Raw genomic sequence first — 14,129 nt, 5'->3', positions numbered from 1 at the left:
GACGGTGGCCGGCGGTGCGGGGAACCGCAGGGGTGCCATCACCACCGGACCGTTACGTTCCCGCAGGAAATGTGCAGGTGGCGGGGCCTGGGCTCGGGGCGGTGGCGGCGGGGTGCGGGGTGTGGGGTGACGGGTCAGACCCGGGGGAGGGACTCGGCTTCCAGGCCGCCCTCGATCGCGAGGATCCGGTGCAGCCGGGTCGCGACGAGCAGCCGCTGCATCTGGGGCGGCACCCCGCGCAGGACGAGACGCCGTCCGGTCCGGCCGGCCCGCCGGTGCGCACCCATGATCACGCCGAGTCCCGTGGCGTCCCACGAGTCGAGTCCGGTCAGGTCGAGCACGAGGTCGCCGTGTCCGTCGTCGAGGGCGGTGTGGAGGGCCGTACGGGCGTCCGCCGCGCTGCGCACGTCGAGGCGGCCCCCGACAGCGAGTTCGGCGTGGTCGCCCCTGATGTGCATGTGTGCTCCCGGCAGTACCGCGTACGTATGGTCCGATTGGTCCGTGGTCGGCAACTCTCACTGCAACTGACTGCCTCACGGGCAGGGAAGTTGCCGACCGTGAGCGAACCGATACCTAATTCACCCCGAAGGGTGAGGGCATTCGAACTGGTGCTCAGTGACCGGGCCGGCTCGGCCGGCCCGGCCCGACGGCTCAGTGCTTGTAGAAGCCCTGTCCGCTCTTGCGGCCGATGTCGCCGGCGTCCACCATCCGGCGCATGAGCTCCGGCGGCGCGAACTTCTCGTCCTGCGACTCGGTGTAGATGTTGCTGGTGGCGTGGAGCAGGATGTCGACGCCGGTGAGGTCGGCGGTGGCCAGCGGGCCCATCGCGTGACCGAAGCCCAGCTTGCAGGCGATGTCGATGTCCTCGGCCGAGGCCACGCCCGATTCGTACAGCTTCGCGGCTTCGACGACGAGGGCGGAGATCAGACGGGTCGTCACGAAGCCGGCGACGTCGCGGTTGACGACGATGCAGGTCTTGCCGACGGACTCGGCGAACGCGCGGGTGGCGGCGAGGGTTTCGTCGCTCGTCTTGTAGCCGCGTACGAGCTCGCAGAGCTGCATCATCGGGACGGGCGAGAAGAAGTGCGCGCCGACGACCCGCTCCGGACGCTCCGTCACGGCCGCGATCTTGGTGATCGGGATGGCGGAGGTGTTGGAGGCGAGGATCGCGTCCTCGCGGACGATCTTGTCGAGGGCACGGAAGATCTCGTGCTTGATCTCGATCTTCTCGAAGGCGGCCTCGACGACGATGTCGACGTCGGCGGCCGCGTCCAGGTCGGTGGTCGTCGTGATGCGGGCGAGCGCGGCCTCGGCGTCCTCGGCGGTCAGCTTGCCCTTGGAGACGAACTTGTCGTACGAGGCCTTGATCCCGTCCGTGCCCCGGGTCAGCGCCGCGTCGGTGACGTCGCGCAGCACGACGTCCCAACCCGCCTGAGCGGAGACCTGAGCGATTCCGGAACCCATCAGCCCGGCACCGATGACGGCGAGCTTCCCAGCCACTGCACACCCCAAGTTCTCGATTGGACCCCGGCCCCGTCAGGGCCCGGTCTCGTAGCCACTCCGGCGGAGACTAGCGCCCGGGCGCCGCGGAGTGACCCTGAAGTAACACGCGTCACGTCTCAAATGACGGACATCACACCGGTCCGGCCCAGCAGCCGTGCGCTGCCTCACAGTTCAGGCGCCGCCCTTGTCGTCGTCGGCGTCCACGAGCCCGCGCCTCAGCTCGCGCAGCCGTTCCAGCTCCGCGCGCGCGGCGGCCAGATGACCGAGTTCGACGGCCATGGACCCGCGCCCGGCGATGTGGTGGGCATCGGCCCTGGCCGTGGCGTCGGCGCCGGGATCCCCCGGGTGGTGCGGATGCCCGGTCCAGGCGTACGCGTGGTCTCGCAGGTCGAGGACGCGGTCCCAGGCCTCGCCCACGCGCCCCTCGGCCGCGAGGGCCCGCCCGCGCTCGGCGCATTCGGCCACTTCGCGCCGGGTGTCGGGGTCGTCCGGGTAACGGGCGGCGAGGAAGCCCGCCAGGAGGTCGATCCGCTGGAGCGCCTCGGCCCGCAGCCGTATCGCGTAGAAGTCGGTCAATCCGCTCCTTCCCTGCATCACCGGCCGACAGTACTGCGGGCGCCCGCCACCGCGCCCGAAATTTCCCCGGCGGCCCCGTCTACCCTGGCCGCATGGTGAACCTCACGCGCATCTACACCCGTACCGGCGACAAGGGCACGACCGCCCTCGGCGACATGAGCCGTACGGCCAAGACCGACCTGCGGATCTCGGCGTACGCCGACGCCAACGAGGCCAACGCGGCCATCGGGACGGCGATCGCGCTCGGCGGGCTGTCCCCCGAGGTCGTGAAGGTCCTGGTCCGCGTGCAGAACGACCTGTTCGACGTCGGCGCCGACCTGTGCACCCCGGTCGTCGAGAACCCCGAGTACCCGCCGCTGCGCGTGGAGCAGTTCTACGTCGACAAGTTGGAGGCGGACTGCGACACCTTCCTGGAGCAGGTGGAGAAGCTGCGCAGCTTCATCCTCCCCGGCGGCACCCCGGGCGCGGCCCTGCTGCACCAGGCCTGCACCGTGGTCCGGCGCGCCGAGCGCTCCACCTGGGCGGCGCTGGAGGTGCACGGCGAGGTGATGAACCCGCTGACCGCGACCTACCTCAACCGCCTGTCCGACCTGCTGTTCATCCTGGCCCGGGTGGCCAACAAGGAGGTCGGCGACGTGCTGTGGGTGCCGGGCGGCGAACGCTAGTGCTCTGGCCGGAAAGGTTTGCCGGCTCGCGGCGTCCGGTGCGGTGCATCGCAAGGCGGAGGGCCACGCCTTGTACTGGACGTACTTGCGTGGCGCGACAACGCGGCGAGGTGCCGTGCCGGGCGTCGTGAGGCGGTGAACCTTTCCGGTCAGAGCACTAGAGACCCTGCGGGGCAGGGGCCTTTTTCGGCCAGATCGTGTACGCGGCGGCGATCAGGGCGTGGATGCCGACCGCCCGCAGGGCGCCGAACTGCCAGGCCCTGAGCGAGCTGACGTCACCCGCGTCGCCCACGTACGCGATCGCGGCCTGGAGCAGGCCGAGGGCCACGGCGGCGGCGACGACCGTGCGCAGCCACAGCTTCCACTCGTGGACGGCCCGGGCCCTGCCGTGACCGGGGCCGGGCGGCTTCGGCCCCCCGGCCAGCCGGTGCGCGGCGTGGCCGTCGAGCCACTTGATCGTGTAGTGGCCGTAGCCGACGGTGTAGCCCAGGTACAGGGCGGCCACGCCGTGCTTCCAGTCCGGCTCCGCGCCGTTGGCGAGGTCGAGCGTGGTGACCACCAGCAGGACCAGCTCCAGCACGGGCTCGCACAGCAGGACCGCCGCCCCCGCCCCGGGCCGCTTCGCGAGGTAGCGCAGGGCCAGGCCGGCGGCCAGCAGTACCCAGAAGCCGACCTCGCAGGCGATGATCAGCGCGACGATCATGGGACTCCCCCGTCCGCTCGGTTCTCCGTTCCCTCCCAGACTCCCGTCCGGCCGGACCCGCCGCGTCGTCTCCATTGACCATCCGGGCCTGCATCGTTCGATGTACCCGCACCTCGGCCTCCGCGCCGAGGCGTGGGGCCCGCGCACCCTGTTGGATGGGACCGTGACCGAGAAGAGCCTGCGCCCCCACCGCGACGACGTCTTCCTCGCGGTGGTCAGCACGGCCGCGGGCCTGCTGTTCTGGTCGCTCGGCGTCTACAGCAGCCCGGGCCGGGACTTCCTGCCGGCCTGGGCGGCCCTGGTCCCGCTCGTGGCCCTCGGCGCGATGGAGCTGCTGCGCCGCACCAAGCCGAACCTGACCCTGGCCGTCGGGACCGTCGGGGTGGTCGCCGACCAGTTCACGGTCGGCAGCCTCGCCACCGTCGTGATCTTCACGGACCTGATGTACGCCGCCGTCGTGTACGGCCCGCCGACCATGGCCCGCCGGCTCCCCGTCACCACCGGCCTGATCACCGTCGTGGTCACCATCGCCTCGGTGGCCTGGCTGCGCACCCCGCAGGCCCTGCTGATCGGCACGATCACCGGCATCGTGAGCTTCGCCCCGGCGCTGACCGGAGCCACCCTGCGCAACCACCGCGAGGCCGCCGAGGCCGCCCGGCTGCGCGCCGAGCAGACCGCCCTGCTGGCCGAGATGGACCGCAGCCAGGCCGTCGCCGCCGAGCGGGCCCGGATGGCGCGGGAACTGCACGACATGGTGGCCAACCACCTCTCCGCCATCGCCATCCACTCCACCGCCGCCCTCTCCATCGACCGACCGGAGACCAGCCGGGACGCGCTCGGGGTGATCCGGGAGAACAGCGTGCAGGGACTGGCCGAAATGCGCCGGTTGATCGGGCTGCTGCGTGACGCGGGGGCGGAGCAGGAAGCGGCCGCCGTGCCCTCTCTGGACGGGTTGGAGGCCCTCCTGGAGCAGGCCCGGACCAACGGGTCGGCGAGCGGGCTGGACTTCGTGCTCGCCGACGAGCGGCCCCCCGGCCGGGCCCTGCCGGCGCCCGTGGAGCTGGCCGCGTACAGGATCGTCCAGGAGTCGCTGACCAACGCCCTCAAGCACGCCTGCCCGGGTACGGTCACGGTCCGCGTGGCGCGCACCGGTGCCGCGCTGACGGTGGCCGTGGACTCCCCGTACGGGGACCGCCCCGGCCCCCGCGCGCCGGGCTCGGGAGCCGGGCTGGTCGGCATGCGGGAGCGGGCGGAACTGCTCGGCGGGGAGTTCGAGGCGGGCCGGAGCGGCGAGTCGTGGCGGGTACGGGCGAGCCTGCCCGCGGAACTGGAGGCGGTGGAGGCATGACCATCCGGGTGGTGGTGGCGGAGGACCAGAGCGCGGTGCGGGCCGGGCTGGTGCTCATCCTGCGCAGCGCGGGCGACATCGAGGTGGTCGGCGAGGCCGCCGACGGGGAGGAGGCGGTGCGCCTGGCCCGGGAGCTGCGGCCGGACCTCGTCCTCATGGACGTGCAGATGCCGAGGCTCGACGGGGTGTCGGCGACCCGCCAGGTGGTCGCGGACGGCTTGGCGGACGTCCTGGTACTGACCACCTTCGACCTCGACGAGTACGTGTTCGGGGCGCTGCGGGCGGGGGCGGCCGGCTTCCTGTTGAAGAACGCCGAGGCGGCGGAGCTGATCGGGGCGGTACGGACCGTGGCGCGCGGGGAGGGCCTGATCTCCCCCGCGGTGACGCGGCGGCTGATCGCGGAGTTCGCGGCTCCGGCGCGCCCCGCGAGACCGGCCGCCCCGCCGGCCCTGGCGACCCTGACCCGACGGGAGCGCGAGGTCCTGTCCTGCCTGGGCGAGGGGCTGTCGAACGCGGAGATCGCCGTACGGCTGGACATGGCGGAGGCTACGGCGAAAACGCACGTGAGCCGCCTCCTGGGCAAGTTGGAGCTCCGCAGCCGCCTTCAAGCGGCCGTACTGGCCCAGGAGTTGGGGCTCCACTGAACCTCCGGCGGCACCGGTCTGGACCTCTTGACGGTTGGTCCAGACCTTTCTACTCTCACCGCAACACTGTGGTGAGCGTGCCATGACAAAGCGTGCTCACGGGCGGCGCAGGTCCCACCCCCATGTCGACGTCGGCCCCACGACGGAGACGGACCTACGGAGGAGCACCCTTGAGCACAGCACCCCCACCCCGCACCGGGCGCACCCGGTTCTTCACCAGAGTCGCGGCCGTCATCGCCGCCCTCGCCGTGCCCGTCACCGGGCTCGTCGCACTCGCCGGCCCGGCCCAGGCCGCCGCTTCCGCGACCGCGACGTACACCAAGGTCTCCGACTGGGGCACCGGCTTCGAGGGCAAGTGGACGGTGAAGAACACCGGCACCACGACCATCTCCTCGTGGACCGTCGAGTGGGACTTCCCCGCCGGCACCGCCGTCACCTCGGCCTGGGACGCGACCGTCACCAGTTCCGGCACCCACTGGACCGGCAAGAACGTCGGCTGGAACGGCACCCTCGCCCCCGGCGCCACCGCCAGCTTCGGCTTCAACGGCACCGGCGGCGGCGCCCCCACCGGCTGCAAGGTCAACGGCGGCTCCTGCGACGGCACCACCCAGCCCGGTGACGCTCCCCCCACCGCACCGGGCACCCCCACCGCGACCGGCGTCACCGAGACCGCACTGACCCTGAGCTGGAGCGCGGCCACCGACGACAAGGGCGTCAAGAACTACGACGTCTACCGCGGCGGCACGAAGATCGCGACGGTCACCGGCACCACGTACGCGGACTCCGGCCTGACCAAGGCGACCACGTACACCTACTCCGTCACCGCCCGCGACACCATCGACCAGACCGGCCCCTCCTCCGGCAGCCTCACGGTCAGCACCACCGGCGGCACCACCGAGCCCCCGCAGCCCGGCGGCCCCGTCAAGCTCGGCTACTTCACCGAGTGGGGCGTCTACGGCCGCAACTACCACGTGAAGAACCTGGTCACCTCCGGCTCCGCCGCGAAGATCACCCACATCAACTACGCCTTCGGCAACGTCCAGAACGGCGCGTGCACCATCGGTGACGCCTACGCCGACTACGACAAGGCCTACACCGCCGACCAGAGCGTCGACGGCGTCGCCGACAACTGGGACCAGCCCCTGCGCGGCAACTTCAACCAGCTGCGCAAGCTGAAGAAGCAGTACCCGAACATCAAGGTCCTGTGGTCCTTCGGCGGCTGGACCTGGTCCGGCGGCTTCGGCCAGGCCGCGGCCAACCCGGCCGCCTTCGCCCAGTCCTGCTACAACCTGGTCGAGGACCCCCGCTGGGCCGACGTCTTCGACGGGATCGACATCGACTGGGAGTACCCGAACGCCTGCGGTCTGTCCTGCGACACCAGCGGCGCGGCCTCGTTCAAGAACCTGATGTCGGCGCTGCGCGCCAAGTTCGGCGGCTCCAACCTGGTCACCGCCGCGATCTCCGCCGACGGCTCCAACGGCGGCAAGCTCGACCTGGCCGACTACGCGGGCGCCGCGCAGTACGCGGACTTCTACAACGTCATGACGTACGACTTCTTCGGCGCCTGGGACGCGAAGGGCCCGACCGCCCCGCACTCCCCGCTCACCTCGTACGCGGGCATCCCGATCGCCGGCTTCAACTCCGAGGCGGCCATCACCAAGCTCAAGGGCAAGGGCATCCCCGGCTCCAAGCTCAACCTCGGCATCGGCTTCTACGGCCGCGGCTGGACCGGCGTCACCCAGGCCACCCCGGGCGGCACCGCCACCGGGCCCGCCCCGGGCACGTACGAGCAGGGCATCGAGGACTACAAGGTGCTCAAGAACAGCTGCCCGGCCACCGGCACCGTCGCCGGCACGGCCTACGCCAAGTGCGGCAGCAACTGGTGGAGCTACGACACCCCCGCCACCATCGCCGGGAAGATGACCTGGGCCAAGCAGCAGGGGCTCAAGGGCGCCTTCTTCTGGGAGTTCAGCGGCGACACCACGAACGGTGAGCTCGCGAACGCGATCCACACCGGTCTCCAGTAGGCCGGTAAGCCGGTAAGAACGAAAGCCGGGAAGACGGGGGTCCGCCCCCTCGTCTTCCCGGCTTTTCGACGCCTGCGATCGATCGGTCAGGCCACGTTCACCCGCTGCCCGGGCGGTGCGGCCTCCAGCCACGCCAGGAACCCGGTCAGCGCGTCCTCGCTCATCGCCAGCTCCAGGCGGGTCCCCTGGTGGAGACAGCCGAGCACGACGGCGTCGGACAGCAGGGCCAGCTCTTCCTCGCCCTCGGGCGCGCGACGCGCGATCACCTCAATGGAGGCCCGCTCCAGTACCCGGCGCGGGCGGTGCGCATAGCTGAAGACGCGGAACCACTCGATGCGGTCACCGCCGTAGCGGGCGACCCCGTACACCCAGCCCTTGCCGGATACGTCGGGTTCCTCGGCCACGCCCCAGCGCAGGCTGCAGTCGAAGGTCCCGCCCGAACGCTGGATGAGCCGGCGGCGCAGCCCGAACACAAACAGCCCGATCACCACCAGGGCTACGACCAGGCCGCTCACAAGCAGAGCGAGGAGCATCTTCACCGACCTCCTCGCTCATCGAATACAGATGAAAAACAGACCTGCATCGCCTCAGCCGCGACCCGCTCCGGAAAATTCCGGAACGGACCGCGGCTGAGGTTTCACACTTTGGTACGGGGCTCAGTGCCCCGCGACGGCGCGCAGCCGGACTTCGGCGCGTCGCTCGGATGCCGCATCGGCGTCCGACTTGGCGCGTTCCAGTGCCCGCTCCGCACGCTGGACGTCAATCTCGTCCGCGAGCTCGGCGATCTCGGCCAGCAGGGACAGCTTGTTGTCCGCGAACGAGATGAATCCGCCGTGCACCGCGGCGACGACGGTGCCGCCCTCGCTGGTGCGGATGGTCACCGGGCCCGATTCCAGCACACCGAGAAGCGGCTGGTGACCGGGCATGACGCCGATGTCGCCGGACGTGGTGCGGGCGACAACAAGGGTGGCCTCGCCGGACCAGACATTGCGGTCCGCCGCGACCAGCTCGACGTGCAGCTCAGCAGCCAAGGTGGCTCCTCGGGTCACCACCCGGCGGGTCAGCCGGGTGTTGGGTCAAATTCTAATGGGCGTGGGGAGAGGGACGGGACACACCCGCCCCTCTCCTTCGAAACCTGCGAACCGGATGCGCTCCTCGCGGAGCGCGCCGGATCAGGAGACGCCCAGCTCCTTGGCGTTGGCCTTCAGGTCCTCGATGCCACCGCACATGAAGAACGCCTGCTCGGGGAAGTGGTCGTAGTCACCGTCGCAGATCGCGTTGAACGCGGTGATCGACTCGTCGAGCGGAACGTCCGAACCGTCCACACCGGTGAACTGCTTCGCCACGTGGGTGTTCTGCGACAGGAAGCGCTCGACACGACGGGCACGGTGGACAACGAGCTTGTCCTCCTCGCCCAGCTCGTCGATACCGAGGATCGCGATGATGTCCTGGAGGTCCTTGTACTTCTGCAGGATCCCCTTGACACGCATGGCGGCCGCGTAGTGGTCCGCCGCGATGTACCGCGGGTCGAGGATGCGGGACGTCGAGTCCAGCGGGTCCACGGCCGGGTAGATGCCCTTCTCGGAGATCGGACGGGAGAGAACCGTCGTCGCGTCGAGGTGGGCGAAGGTGGTCGCCGGCGCCGGGTCGGTCAGGTCGTCCGCGGGGACGTAGATCGCCTGCATCGAGGTGATCGAGTGACCGCGGGTCGAGGTGATGCGCTCCTGGAGGAGACCCATCTCGTCGGCCAGGTTCGGCTGGTAACCCACCGCGGAGGGCATGCGGCCGAGCAGGGTCGACACCTCGGAACCGGCCTGGGTGTACCGGAAGATGTTGTCGATGAAGAACAGCACGTCCTGCTTCTGAACATCGCGGAAGTACTCCGCCATGGTCAGACCGGCGAGCGCGACGCGCAGACGGGTGCCCGGGGGCTCGTCCATCTGGCCGAAGACAAGGGCGGTCTTGTCGATGACGCCCGAGTCGCCCATTTCCTCGATGAGGTCGTTGCCCTCACGGGTACGCTCACCGACGCCCGCGAACACCGACACACCGTCGTGGTTGTTGGCGACGCGGTAGATCATTTCCTGGATCAGAACGGTCTTGCCGACACCGGCACCACCGAACAGACCGATCTTTCCACCCTTGACGTACGGGGTGAGAAGGTCGATGACCTTGACGCCGGTCTCGAACATCTCCGTCTTGGACTCGAGCTCGTCGAAGCTCGGGGCCTTGCGGTGGATGGGCCAGCGCTCGGTGACCTCGGCGTTCGCCTCGGGGTAGTTGAGCACCTCACCCAGGGTGTTGAACACCTTGCCCTTGGTGAAGTCACCGACGGGGACGGTGATGCCCTCGCCCGTGTCGGTCACCGGGGCCTGGCGGACCAGACCGTCGGTGGGCTGCATCGAGATCGTGCGGACCATGCCGTCACCCAGGTGCTGGGCGACCTCAAGGGTCAGCGTCTTGAGCGCGCCGTCCTCGGCCGGGTCGGCGACCTGGACCTTCAGCGCGTTGTAGATGTCGGGCATCGCGTCGACGGGGAACTCCACGTCGACGACCGGGCCGATGACCCGGGCGACGCGGCCCGTGGCGGCGGCCGTCTCAACAGAGGTCGTCATTACTTGTCACTCCCCGCGGTCGCGTCGGCCATGGCGCTGGCGCCACCGACGATCTCGCTGATTTCCTGGGTGATTTCGGCCTGGCGGGCCGCGTTGGCAAGCCGGGAGAGGCTCTTGATGAGGTCTCCGGCGTTGTCGGTCGCCGACTTCATCGCGCGGCGGCGGGCGGCGTGCTCGGAAGCGGCCGACTGCAGCAGTGCGTTGTAGATCCGGCTCTCGACGTAGCGCGGCAGAAGGGCGTCGAGGACGTCCTCCGCCGACGGCTCGAACTCGAACAGCGGAAGGATCTCGCCCTTCGCACCGTCCTCCTCCGCAGCCTTGTCGAGGCTGAGCGGCAGCATCCGGCCGTCCACCGCGTTCTGCGTCATCATCGACACGAATTCCGTGTAGACGATGTGCAGCTCGTCGACGCCGCCTTCGGCCGTGTCCAGCTGGATGGCCTCGATCAGCGGCGCCGCGACGCGCTTGGCGTCCGCGTAGGCCGGGCTGTCGGTGAAGCCGGTCCACGAGTCCGTGACCTTGCGCTCACGGAAACCGTAGTAGGCGACACCCTTGCGGCCGACGATGTAGCTGTCGACCTCCTTGCCCTCAGCGCGCAGCCGCTCGGTGAGCCGGTCCGCCTGCTTGATGGCGTTCGAGGAGTAGCCGCCGGCCAGACCGCGGTCGCTCGTGATGAGCACGATCGCGGCGCGGGTCGGCGCCTCGACCTCGGTGGTCAGGGCGTGCTTGGTGTTCGAACCGGTCGCCACCGCGGTCACCGCACGGGTGAGCTCGGTCGCGTACGGCATCGACGCCGCCACCTTGCGCTGCGCCTTGACGATGCGCGAGGCGGCGATCATCTCCATCGCCTTGGTGATCTTCTTGGTCGCCGTGATGGCACGGATGCGACGCTTGTAGACCCGGAGCTGCGCTCCCATGAGTCAGGTCCCTTCCGTCGTCACTTGGAGACGTTGACGGCCGGAACGTCCTCGCCCAGGAGCTTTCCGTCCGAGGTCTCGAACTGGCGCTTGAAGCCGGCGATCGCGTCGGCGATCGAGCCCAGCGTGTCGTCCGACATCTTGCCGCCGTCGGCGATGGAGGTCAGGAGGTCCTTGCGCTCGCGACGCAGGTGCTCCAGCAGCTCCGACTCGAAGCGGCGGATGTCCTCGACCGGGACGTCGTCCATCTTGCCGGTGGTGCCGGCCCAGACGGAGACGACCTGCTCCTCGACGGGCATCGGCTGGTACTGGCCCTGCTTCAGCAGCTCGACCATGCGCTTGCCGCGCTCCAGCGAGGCCTTCGACGCGGCGTCCAGGTCGGAACCGAAGGCGGCGAACGCCTCCAGCTCGCGGTACTGGGCCAGGTCGACGCGGAGACGACCCGAAACCTGCTTCATGGCCTTGTGCTGGGCGGAGCCACCGACGCGGGAGACCGAGATACCGACGTTCAGCGCCGGGCGCTGGCCCGCGTTGAACAGGTCGGACTCAAGGAAGCACTGGCCGTCGGTGATGGAGATGACGTTGGTCGGGATGAACGCCGACACGTCGTTCGCCTTGGTCTCGACGATCGGCAGACCGGTCATCGAACCGGCACCCATCTCGTCGGACAGCTTCGCGCAGCGCTCCAGCAGACGGGAGTGCAGGTAGAAGACGTCACCCGGGTAGGCCTCACGACCCGGCGGGCGGCGCAGCAGCAGCGACACGGCGCGGTAGGCGTCGGCCTGCTTCGACAGGTCGTCGAAGATGATCAGGACGTGCTTGCCGGCGTACATCCAGTGCTGGCCGATGGCGGAACCGGTGTACGGCGCCAGGTACTTGAAGCCGGCCGGGTCGGACGCCGGGGCGGCGACGATCGTCGTGTACTCGAGCGCGCCGGCCTCTTCCAGGGCGCCGCGAACGGACGCGATGGTCGAGCCCTTCTGGCCGATGGCGACGTAGATGCAGCGGACCTGCTTGTTCACGTCGCCGGAGCGCCAGTTGTCACGCTGGTTGATGATCGTGTCGACGGCCAGAGCGGTCTTACCCGTCTGACGGTCGCCGATGATCAGCTGACGCTGGCCACGGCCGATCGGCACCATCGCGTCGACGGCCTTGTAGCCGGTCTGCATGGGCTCGTGCACCGACTTACGGACCATTACGCCCGGGGCCTGCAGCTCGAGGGCGCGGCGGCCTTCGGTCGCGATCTCGCCGAGGCCGTCGATCGGGTTGCCGAGCGGGTCGACAACGCGGCCGAGGTAGCCCTCGCCGACACCTACGGAGAGAACCTCACCGGTGCGGTGCACCGGCTGGCCCTCCTCGATACCGCTGAACTCGCCGAGGACGATCGCACCGATCTCGCGCTCCTCGAGGTTGAGGGCGAGACCGAGGGTGCCGTCCTCGAACTTCAGCAGCTCGTTCGCCATGGCGGAGGGCAGGCCCTCCACCTTCGCGATGCCGTCGCCGGCAACGCTGACCGTTCCGACCTCCTCGCGCGAGGCCGCGTCCGGCTGGTACGACTGGACAAAGTTCTCCAGTGCGTCCCGGATCTCCTCCGGCCGGATCGTGAGCTCCGCCATCTGGGTTCCCTGCTCTCCTTGTTGGGCCTGAAGCTTCTTAGGGGTCTGGGGGCGACCCCCAGGAATCTTCTGCAAGTTCTGCACGGCCCAACCGGGCCGCTAGGAATGCGTTGTACTAGTTGGTGGCTGGTCAGCCGGCCATGCGACGGGTCGCCTCGGTGAGGCGCTCCGCGATGGTGCCGTCGATGACCTCGTCACCGACCCGCACCTGGATTCCGCCGAGGACCGCGGGGTCCACGTCGAGGTTCAGGTGCATCTGGCGGCCGTACAGCTTCGCCAGCACCGCGCCGAGACGCTGCTTCTGCACGTCGCTGAGCGGAACCGCGGTGGTCACGGTGGCGACCATGCGGTTGCGGCGCTCGGCGGCGAGCGCGGAAAGGGACTCGAGTCCCGCTTCCAGGCTACGTCCACGCGGGTGCGTGACGAGACGCGTGACGAGACGCTCGGTGACGGCGTTCGCCTTGCCGCCGAGCAGGCTGTGCAGCAGCGCGCTCTTGGCGGAGGCGGTGGCCGCCCGGTCGGTCAGCGCGGAGCGCAGCTCGGTGTTCGAGGAGACGATCCGCCCGAAGCGGAACACCTCGTCCTCGACGTCGTCGAGCGCGCCCGACTGCTGGGCCGCCGTGAGGTCGGCGGTGGCCGCCAGCTCCTCCAGCGAGTCCACCAGGTCACGGGACTGCGACCAGCGGGACCGCGCCATGCCGGACACCAGGTCGAGGGTCTCCCCGCCCACCTGGCCGGACAGCAGTCGGCCCACCAGCTCGGCCTTGGCCTCACCGGACTGCGCCGGGTCCGTGATGACCCGACGCAGCGAGACCTCACGGTCGAGCAGCGCGGTGACGGCTGCCAGCTCGCCGGCGAGCTTCGCCGCGTCGACGGACGAGTTGTCCGTCAGCGCGTCGAGACGCTCGCGCGCGGAGGCCAGCGCCTCGCGGCTCGCTCCGTTCATCGGGCCGCCTCGGCCTTCTCCTCAAGCTCGCTGAGGAAGCGGTCGATCGTACGGCTCTGCCGGGCGTGGTCCTCAAGGGACTCGCCGACGAGCTTTCCGGCCAGGTCGGTGGCAAGCTTGCCGACGTCCTGGCGCAGCGCCTGAGCGGCGGCCTTGCGGTCGGCCGCGATCTGGGCGTGGCCGGCAGCGATGATCTCCTCACGCTGCCGCTGGCCCTCTGCGCGCAGTTCTTCCTTGAGCGCAGTGCCCTGCTCCAGCGCTTCCTGGCGCAGGCGCGCGGCCTCGTGCCGGGCTTCGGCGAGCTGGGCCTTGTACTGCTCCAGGACGCTCTGAGCCTCGGTCTGAGCGGCTTCTGCCTTCTCGATACCGCCCTCGATCGCCGCGTGGCGCTCGTCCAGAACCTTGTTGATGTTCGGGAGGAGCTTCTTCGCGAGGAAACCGAAGACGATGACGAAGGCGATCAGACCGATGACGAGCTCGGGGATCGGCGGGACGAGCGGGTTTTCCGTCTCGGCCGCGAGAACCAGGAGGTTCACATCAGTGCCTTTCGTCTAATCGGACTAGTGGTT

The 14,129-nt window shown here is 69.8% G+C and carries 15 protein-coding genes; 4 read left to right on the top strand and 11 right to left on the bottom strand.

Features of this window, described 5'->3' with window-relative positions:
• Positions 1-134: 134 nt before the first annotated feature.
• The 3 genes from ACFYYJ_RS26945 to ACFYYJ_RS26935 form a co-directional block, all read right to left on the bottom strand.
• Positions 135-458, bottom strand: coding sequence for an STAS domain-containing protein (locus tag ACFYYJ_RS26945; RefSeq protein WP_030153791.1), 324 nt, complete (start codon positions 456-458; stop codon positions 135-137).
• 193 nt (positions 459-651) lie between these two features.
• Positions 652-1,500, bottom strand: a complete 849-nt coding sequence (locus ACFYYJ_RS26940; RefSeq protein ID WP_030964237.1) for a 3-hydroxyacyl-CoA dehydrogenase family protein — start codon at positions 1,498-1,500, stop codon at positions 652-654.
• Between the two features lie 174 nt (positions 1,501-1,674).
• Positions 1,675-2,079 carry a hypothetical protein gene (locus tag ACFYYJ_RS26935; protein WP_389136155.1) on the bottom strand — a complete coding sequence of 135 codons (405 nt, stop codon included), beginning with the start codon at positions 2,077-2,079 and terminating at the stop codon, positions 1,675-1,677.
• A 92-nt stretch (positions 2,080-2,171) separates the two neighbouring features.
• Between ACFYYJ_RS26935 and ACFYYJ_RS26930 the strand changes: the two genes are divergently transcribed.
• Positions 2,172-2,744 carry a cob(I)yrinic acid a,c-diamide adenosyltransferase gene (locus ACFYYJ_RS26930; protein ID WP_384747005.1) on the top strand — a complete coding sequence of 191 codons (573 nt, stop codon included), beginning with the start codon at positions 2,172-2,174 and terminating at the stop codon, positions 2,742-2,744.
• Positions 2,745-2,901: 157 nt separating this feature from the next.
• Here the strand turns inward: ACFYYJ_RS26930 and ACFYYJ_RS26925 are convergent, their stop codons facing one another.
• Positions 2,902-3,447, bottom strand: a complete 546-nt coding sequence (locus ACFYYJ_RS26925; protein WP_385359531.1) for a hypothetical protein — start codon at positions 3,445-3,447, stop codon at positions 2,902-2,904.
• Between the two features lie 163 nt (positions 3,448-3,610).
• Here ACFYYJ_RS26925 and ACFYYJ_RS26920 point away from each other — a divergent pair, with 163 nt between their 5' ends.
• The 3 genes from ACFYYJ_RS26920 to ACFYYJ_RS26910 all read left to right on the top strand — a co-directional run bounded on the left by ACFYYJ_RS26920 (position 3,611) and on the right by ACFYYJ_RS26910 (position 7,466).
• A complete protein-coding gene (locus tag ACFYYJ_RS26920; protein WP_389136152.1) occupies positions 3,611-4,795 on the top strand; it encodes a sensor histidine kinase in 1,185 nt (394 codons plus the stop codon).
• A complete protein-coding gene (locus ACFYYJ_RS26915) occupies positions 4,792-5,439 on the top strand; it encodes a response regulator (RefSeq protein ID WP_385122087.1) in 648 nt (215 codons plus the stop codon). Before ACFYYJ_RS26920 ends, ACFYYJ_RS26915 begins: the two co-directional genes overlap by 4 nt.
• Positions 5,440-5,561: 122 nt before the next feature.
• Positions 5,562-7,466 (top strand): glycosyl hydrolase family 18 protein, encoded by a 1,905-nt coding sequence (locus ACFYYJ_RS26910; RefSeq protein ID WP_389136149.1) that lies wholly within the window; start codon positions 5,562-5,564, stop codon positions 7,464-7,466.
• An 86-nt stretch (positions 7,467-7,552) separates the two neighbouring features.
• Here the strand turns inward: ACFYYJ_RS26910 and ACFYYJ_RS26905 are convergent, their stop codons facing one another.
• The 7 genes from ACFYYJ_RS26905 to ACFYYJ_RS26875 all read right to left on the bottom strand — a co-directional run bounded on the left by ACFYYJ_RS26905 (position 7,553) and on the right by ACFYYJ_RS26875 (position 14,096).
• Positions 7,553-7,999, bottom strand: coding sequence for a DUF2550 domain-containing protein (locus tag ACFYYJ_RS26905; RefSeq protein ID WP_384588951.1), 447 nt, complete (start codon positions 7,997-7,999; stop codon positions 7,553-7,555).
• 123 nt (positions 8,000-8,122) lie between these two features.
• Positions 8,123-8,497, bottom strand: a complete 375-nt coding sequence (locus ACFYYJ_RS26900; RefSeq protein ID WP_329379191.1) for a F0F1 ATP synthase subunit epsilon — start codon at positions 8,495-8,497, stop codon at positions 8,123-8,125.
• A 141-nt stretch (positions 8,498-8,638) separates the two neighbouring features.
• The gene (gene atpD, locus ACFYYJ_RS26895; RefSeq protein ID WP_361598909.1) at positions 8,639-10,081 is read right to left on the bottom strand and encodes a F0F1 ATP synthase subunit beta; all 1,443 of its coding nucleotides are present in this window, start codon (positions 10,079-10,081) and stop codon (positions 8,639-8,641) included.
• The gene (locus ACFYYJ_RS26890) at positions 10,081-10,998 is read right to left on the bottom strand and encodes a F0F1 ATP synthase subunit gamma (protein ID WP_385122082.1); all 918 of its coding nucleotides are present in this window, start codon (positions 10,996-10,998) and stop codon (positions 10,081-10,083) included. Before ACFYYJ_RS26890 ends, atpD begins: the two co-directional genes overlap by 1 nt.
• A 20-nt stretch (positions 10,999-11,018) precedes the next feature.
• The gene (atpA, locus tag ACFYYJ_RS26885) at positions 11,019-12,614 is read right to left on the bottom strand and encodes a F0F1 ATP synthase subunit alpha (RefSeq protein ID WP_385122079.1); all 1,596 of its coding nucleotides are present in this window, start codon (positions 12,612-12,614) and stop codon (positions 11,019-11,021) included.
• 130 nt (positions 12,615-12,744) lie between these two features.
• Positions 12,745-13,560 carry a F0F1 ATP synthase subunit delta gene (locus tag ACFYYJ_RS26880; protein WP_389136144.1) on the bottom strand — a complete coding sequence of 272 codons (816 nt, stop codon included), beginning with the start codon at positions 13,558-13,560 and terminating at the stop codon, positions 12,745-12,747.
• Positions 13,557-14,096, bottom strand: coding sequence for a F0F1 ATP synthase subunit B (locus ACFYYJ_RS26875; protein WP_384588962.1), 540 nt, complete (start codon positions 14,094-14,096; stop codon positions 13,557-13,559). Before ACFYYJ_RS26875 ends, ACFYYJ_RS26880 begins: the two co-directional genes overlap by 4 nt.
• Positions 14,097-14,129 lie beyond the last annotated feature (33 nt).

It is taken from the genome of Streptomyces sp. NPDC002467 (genome assembly GCF_042889825.1).
In the GTDB taxonomy this organism is placed as follows: domain Bacteria; phylum Actinomycetota; class Actinomycetes; order Streptomycetales; family Streptomycetaceae; genus Streptomyces.
The sequence above is the reverse complement of the archived record's forward strand: the minus strand, read 5'-3'. Positions and strand labels throughout refer to the sequence as shown.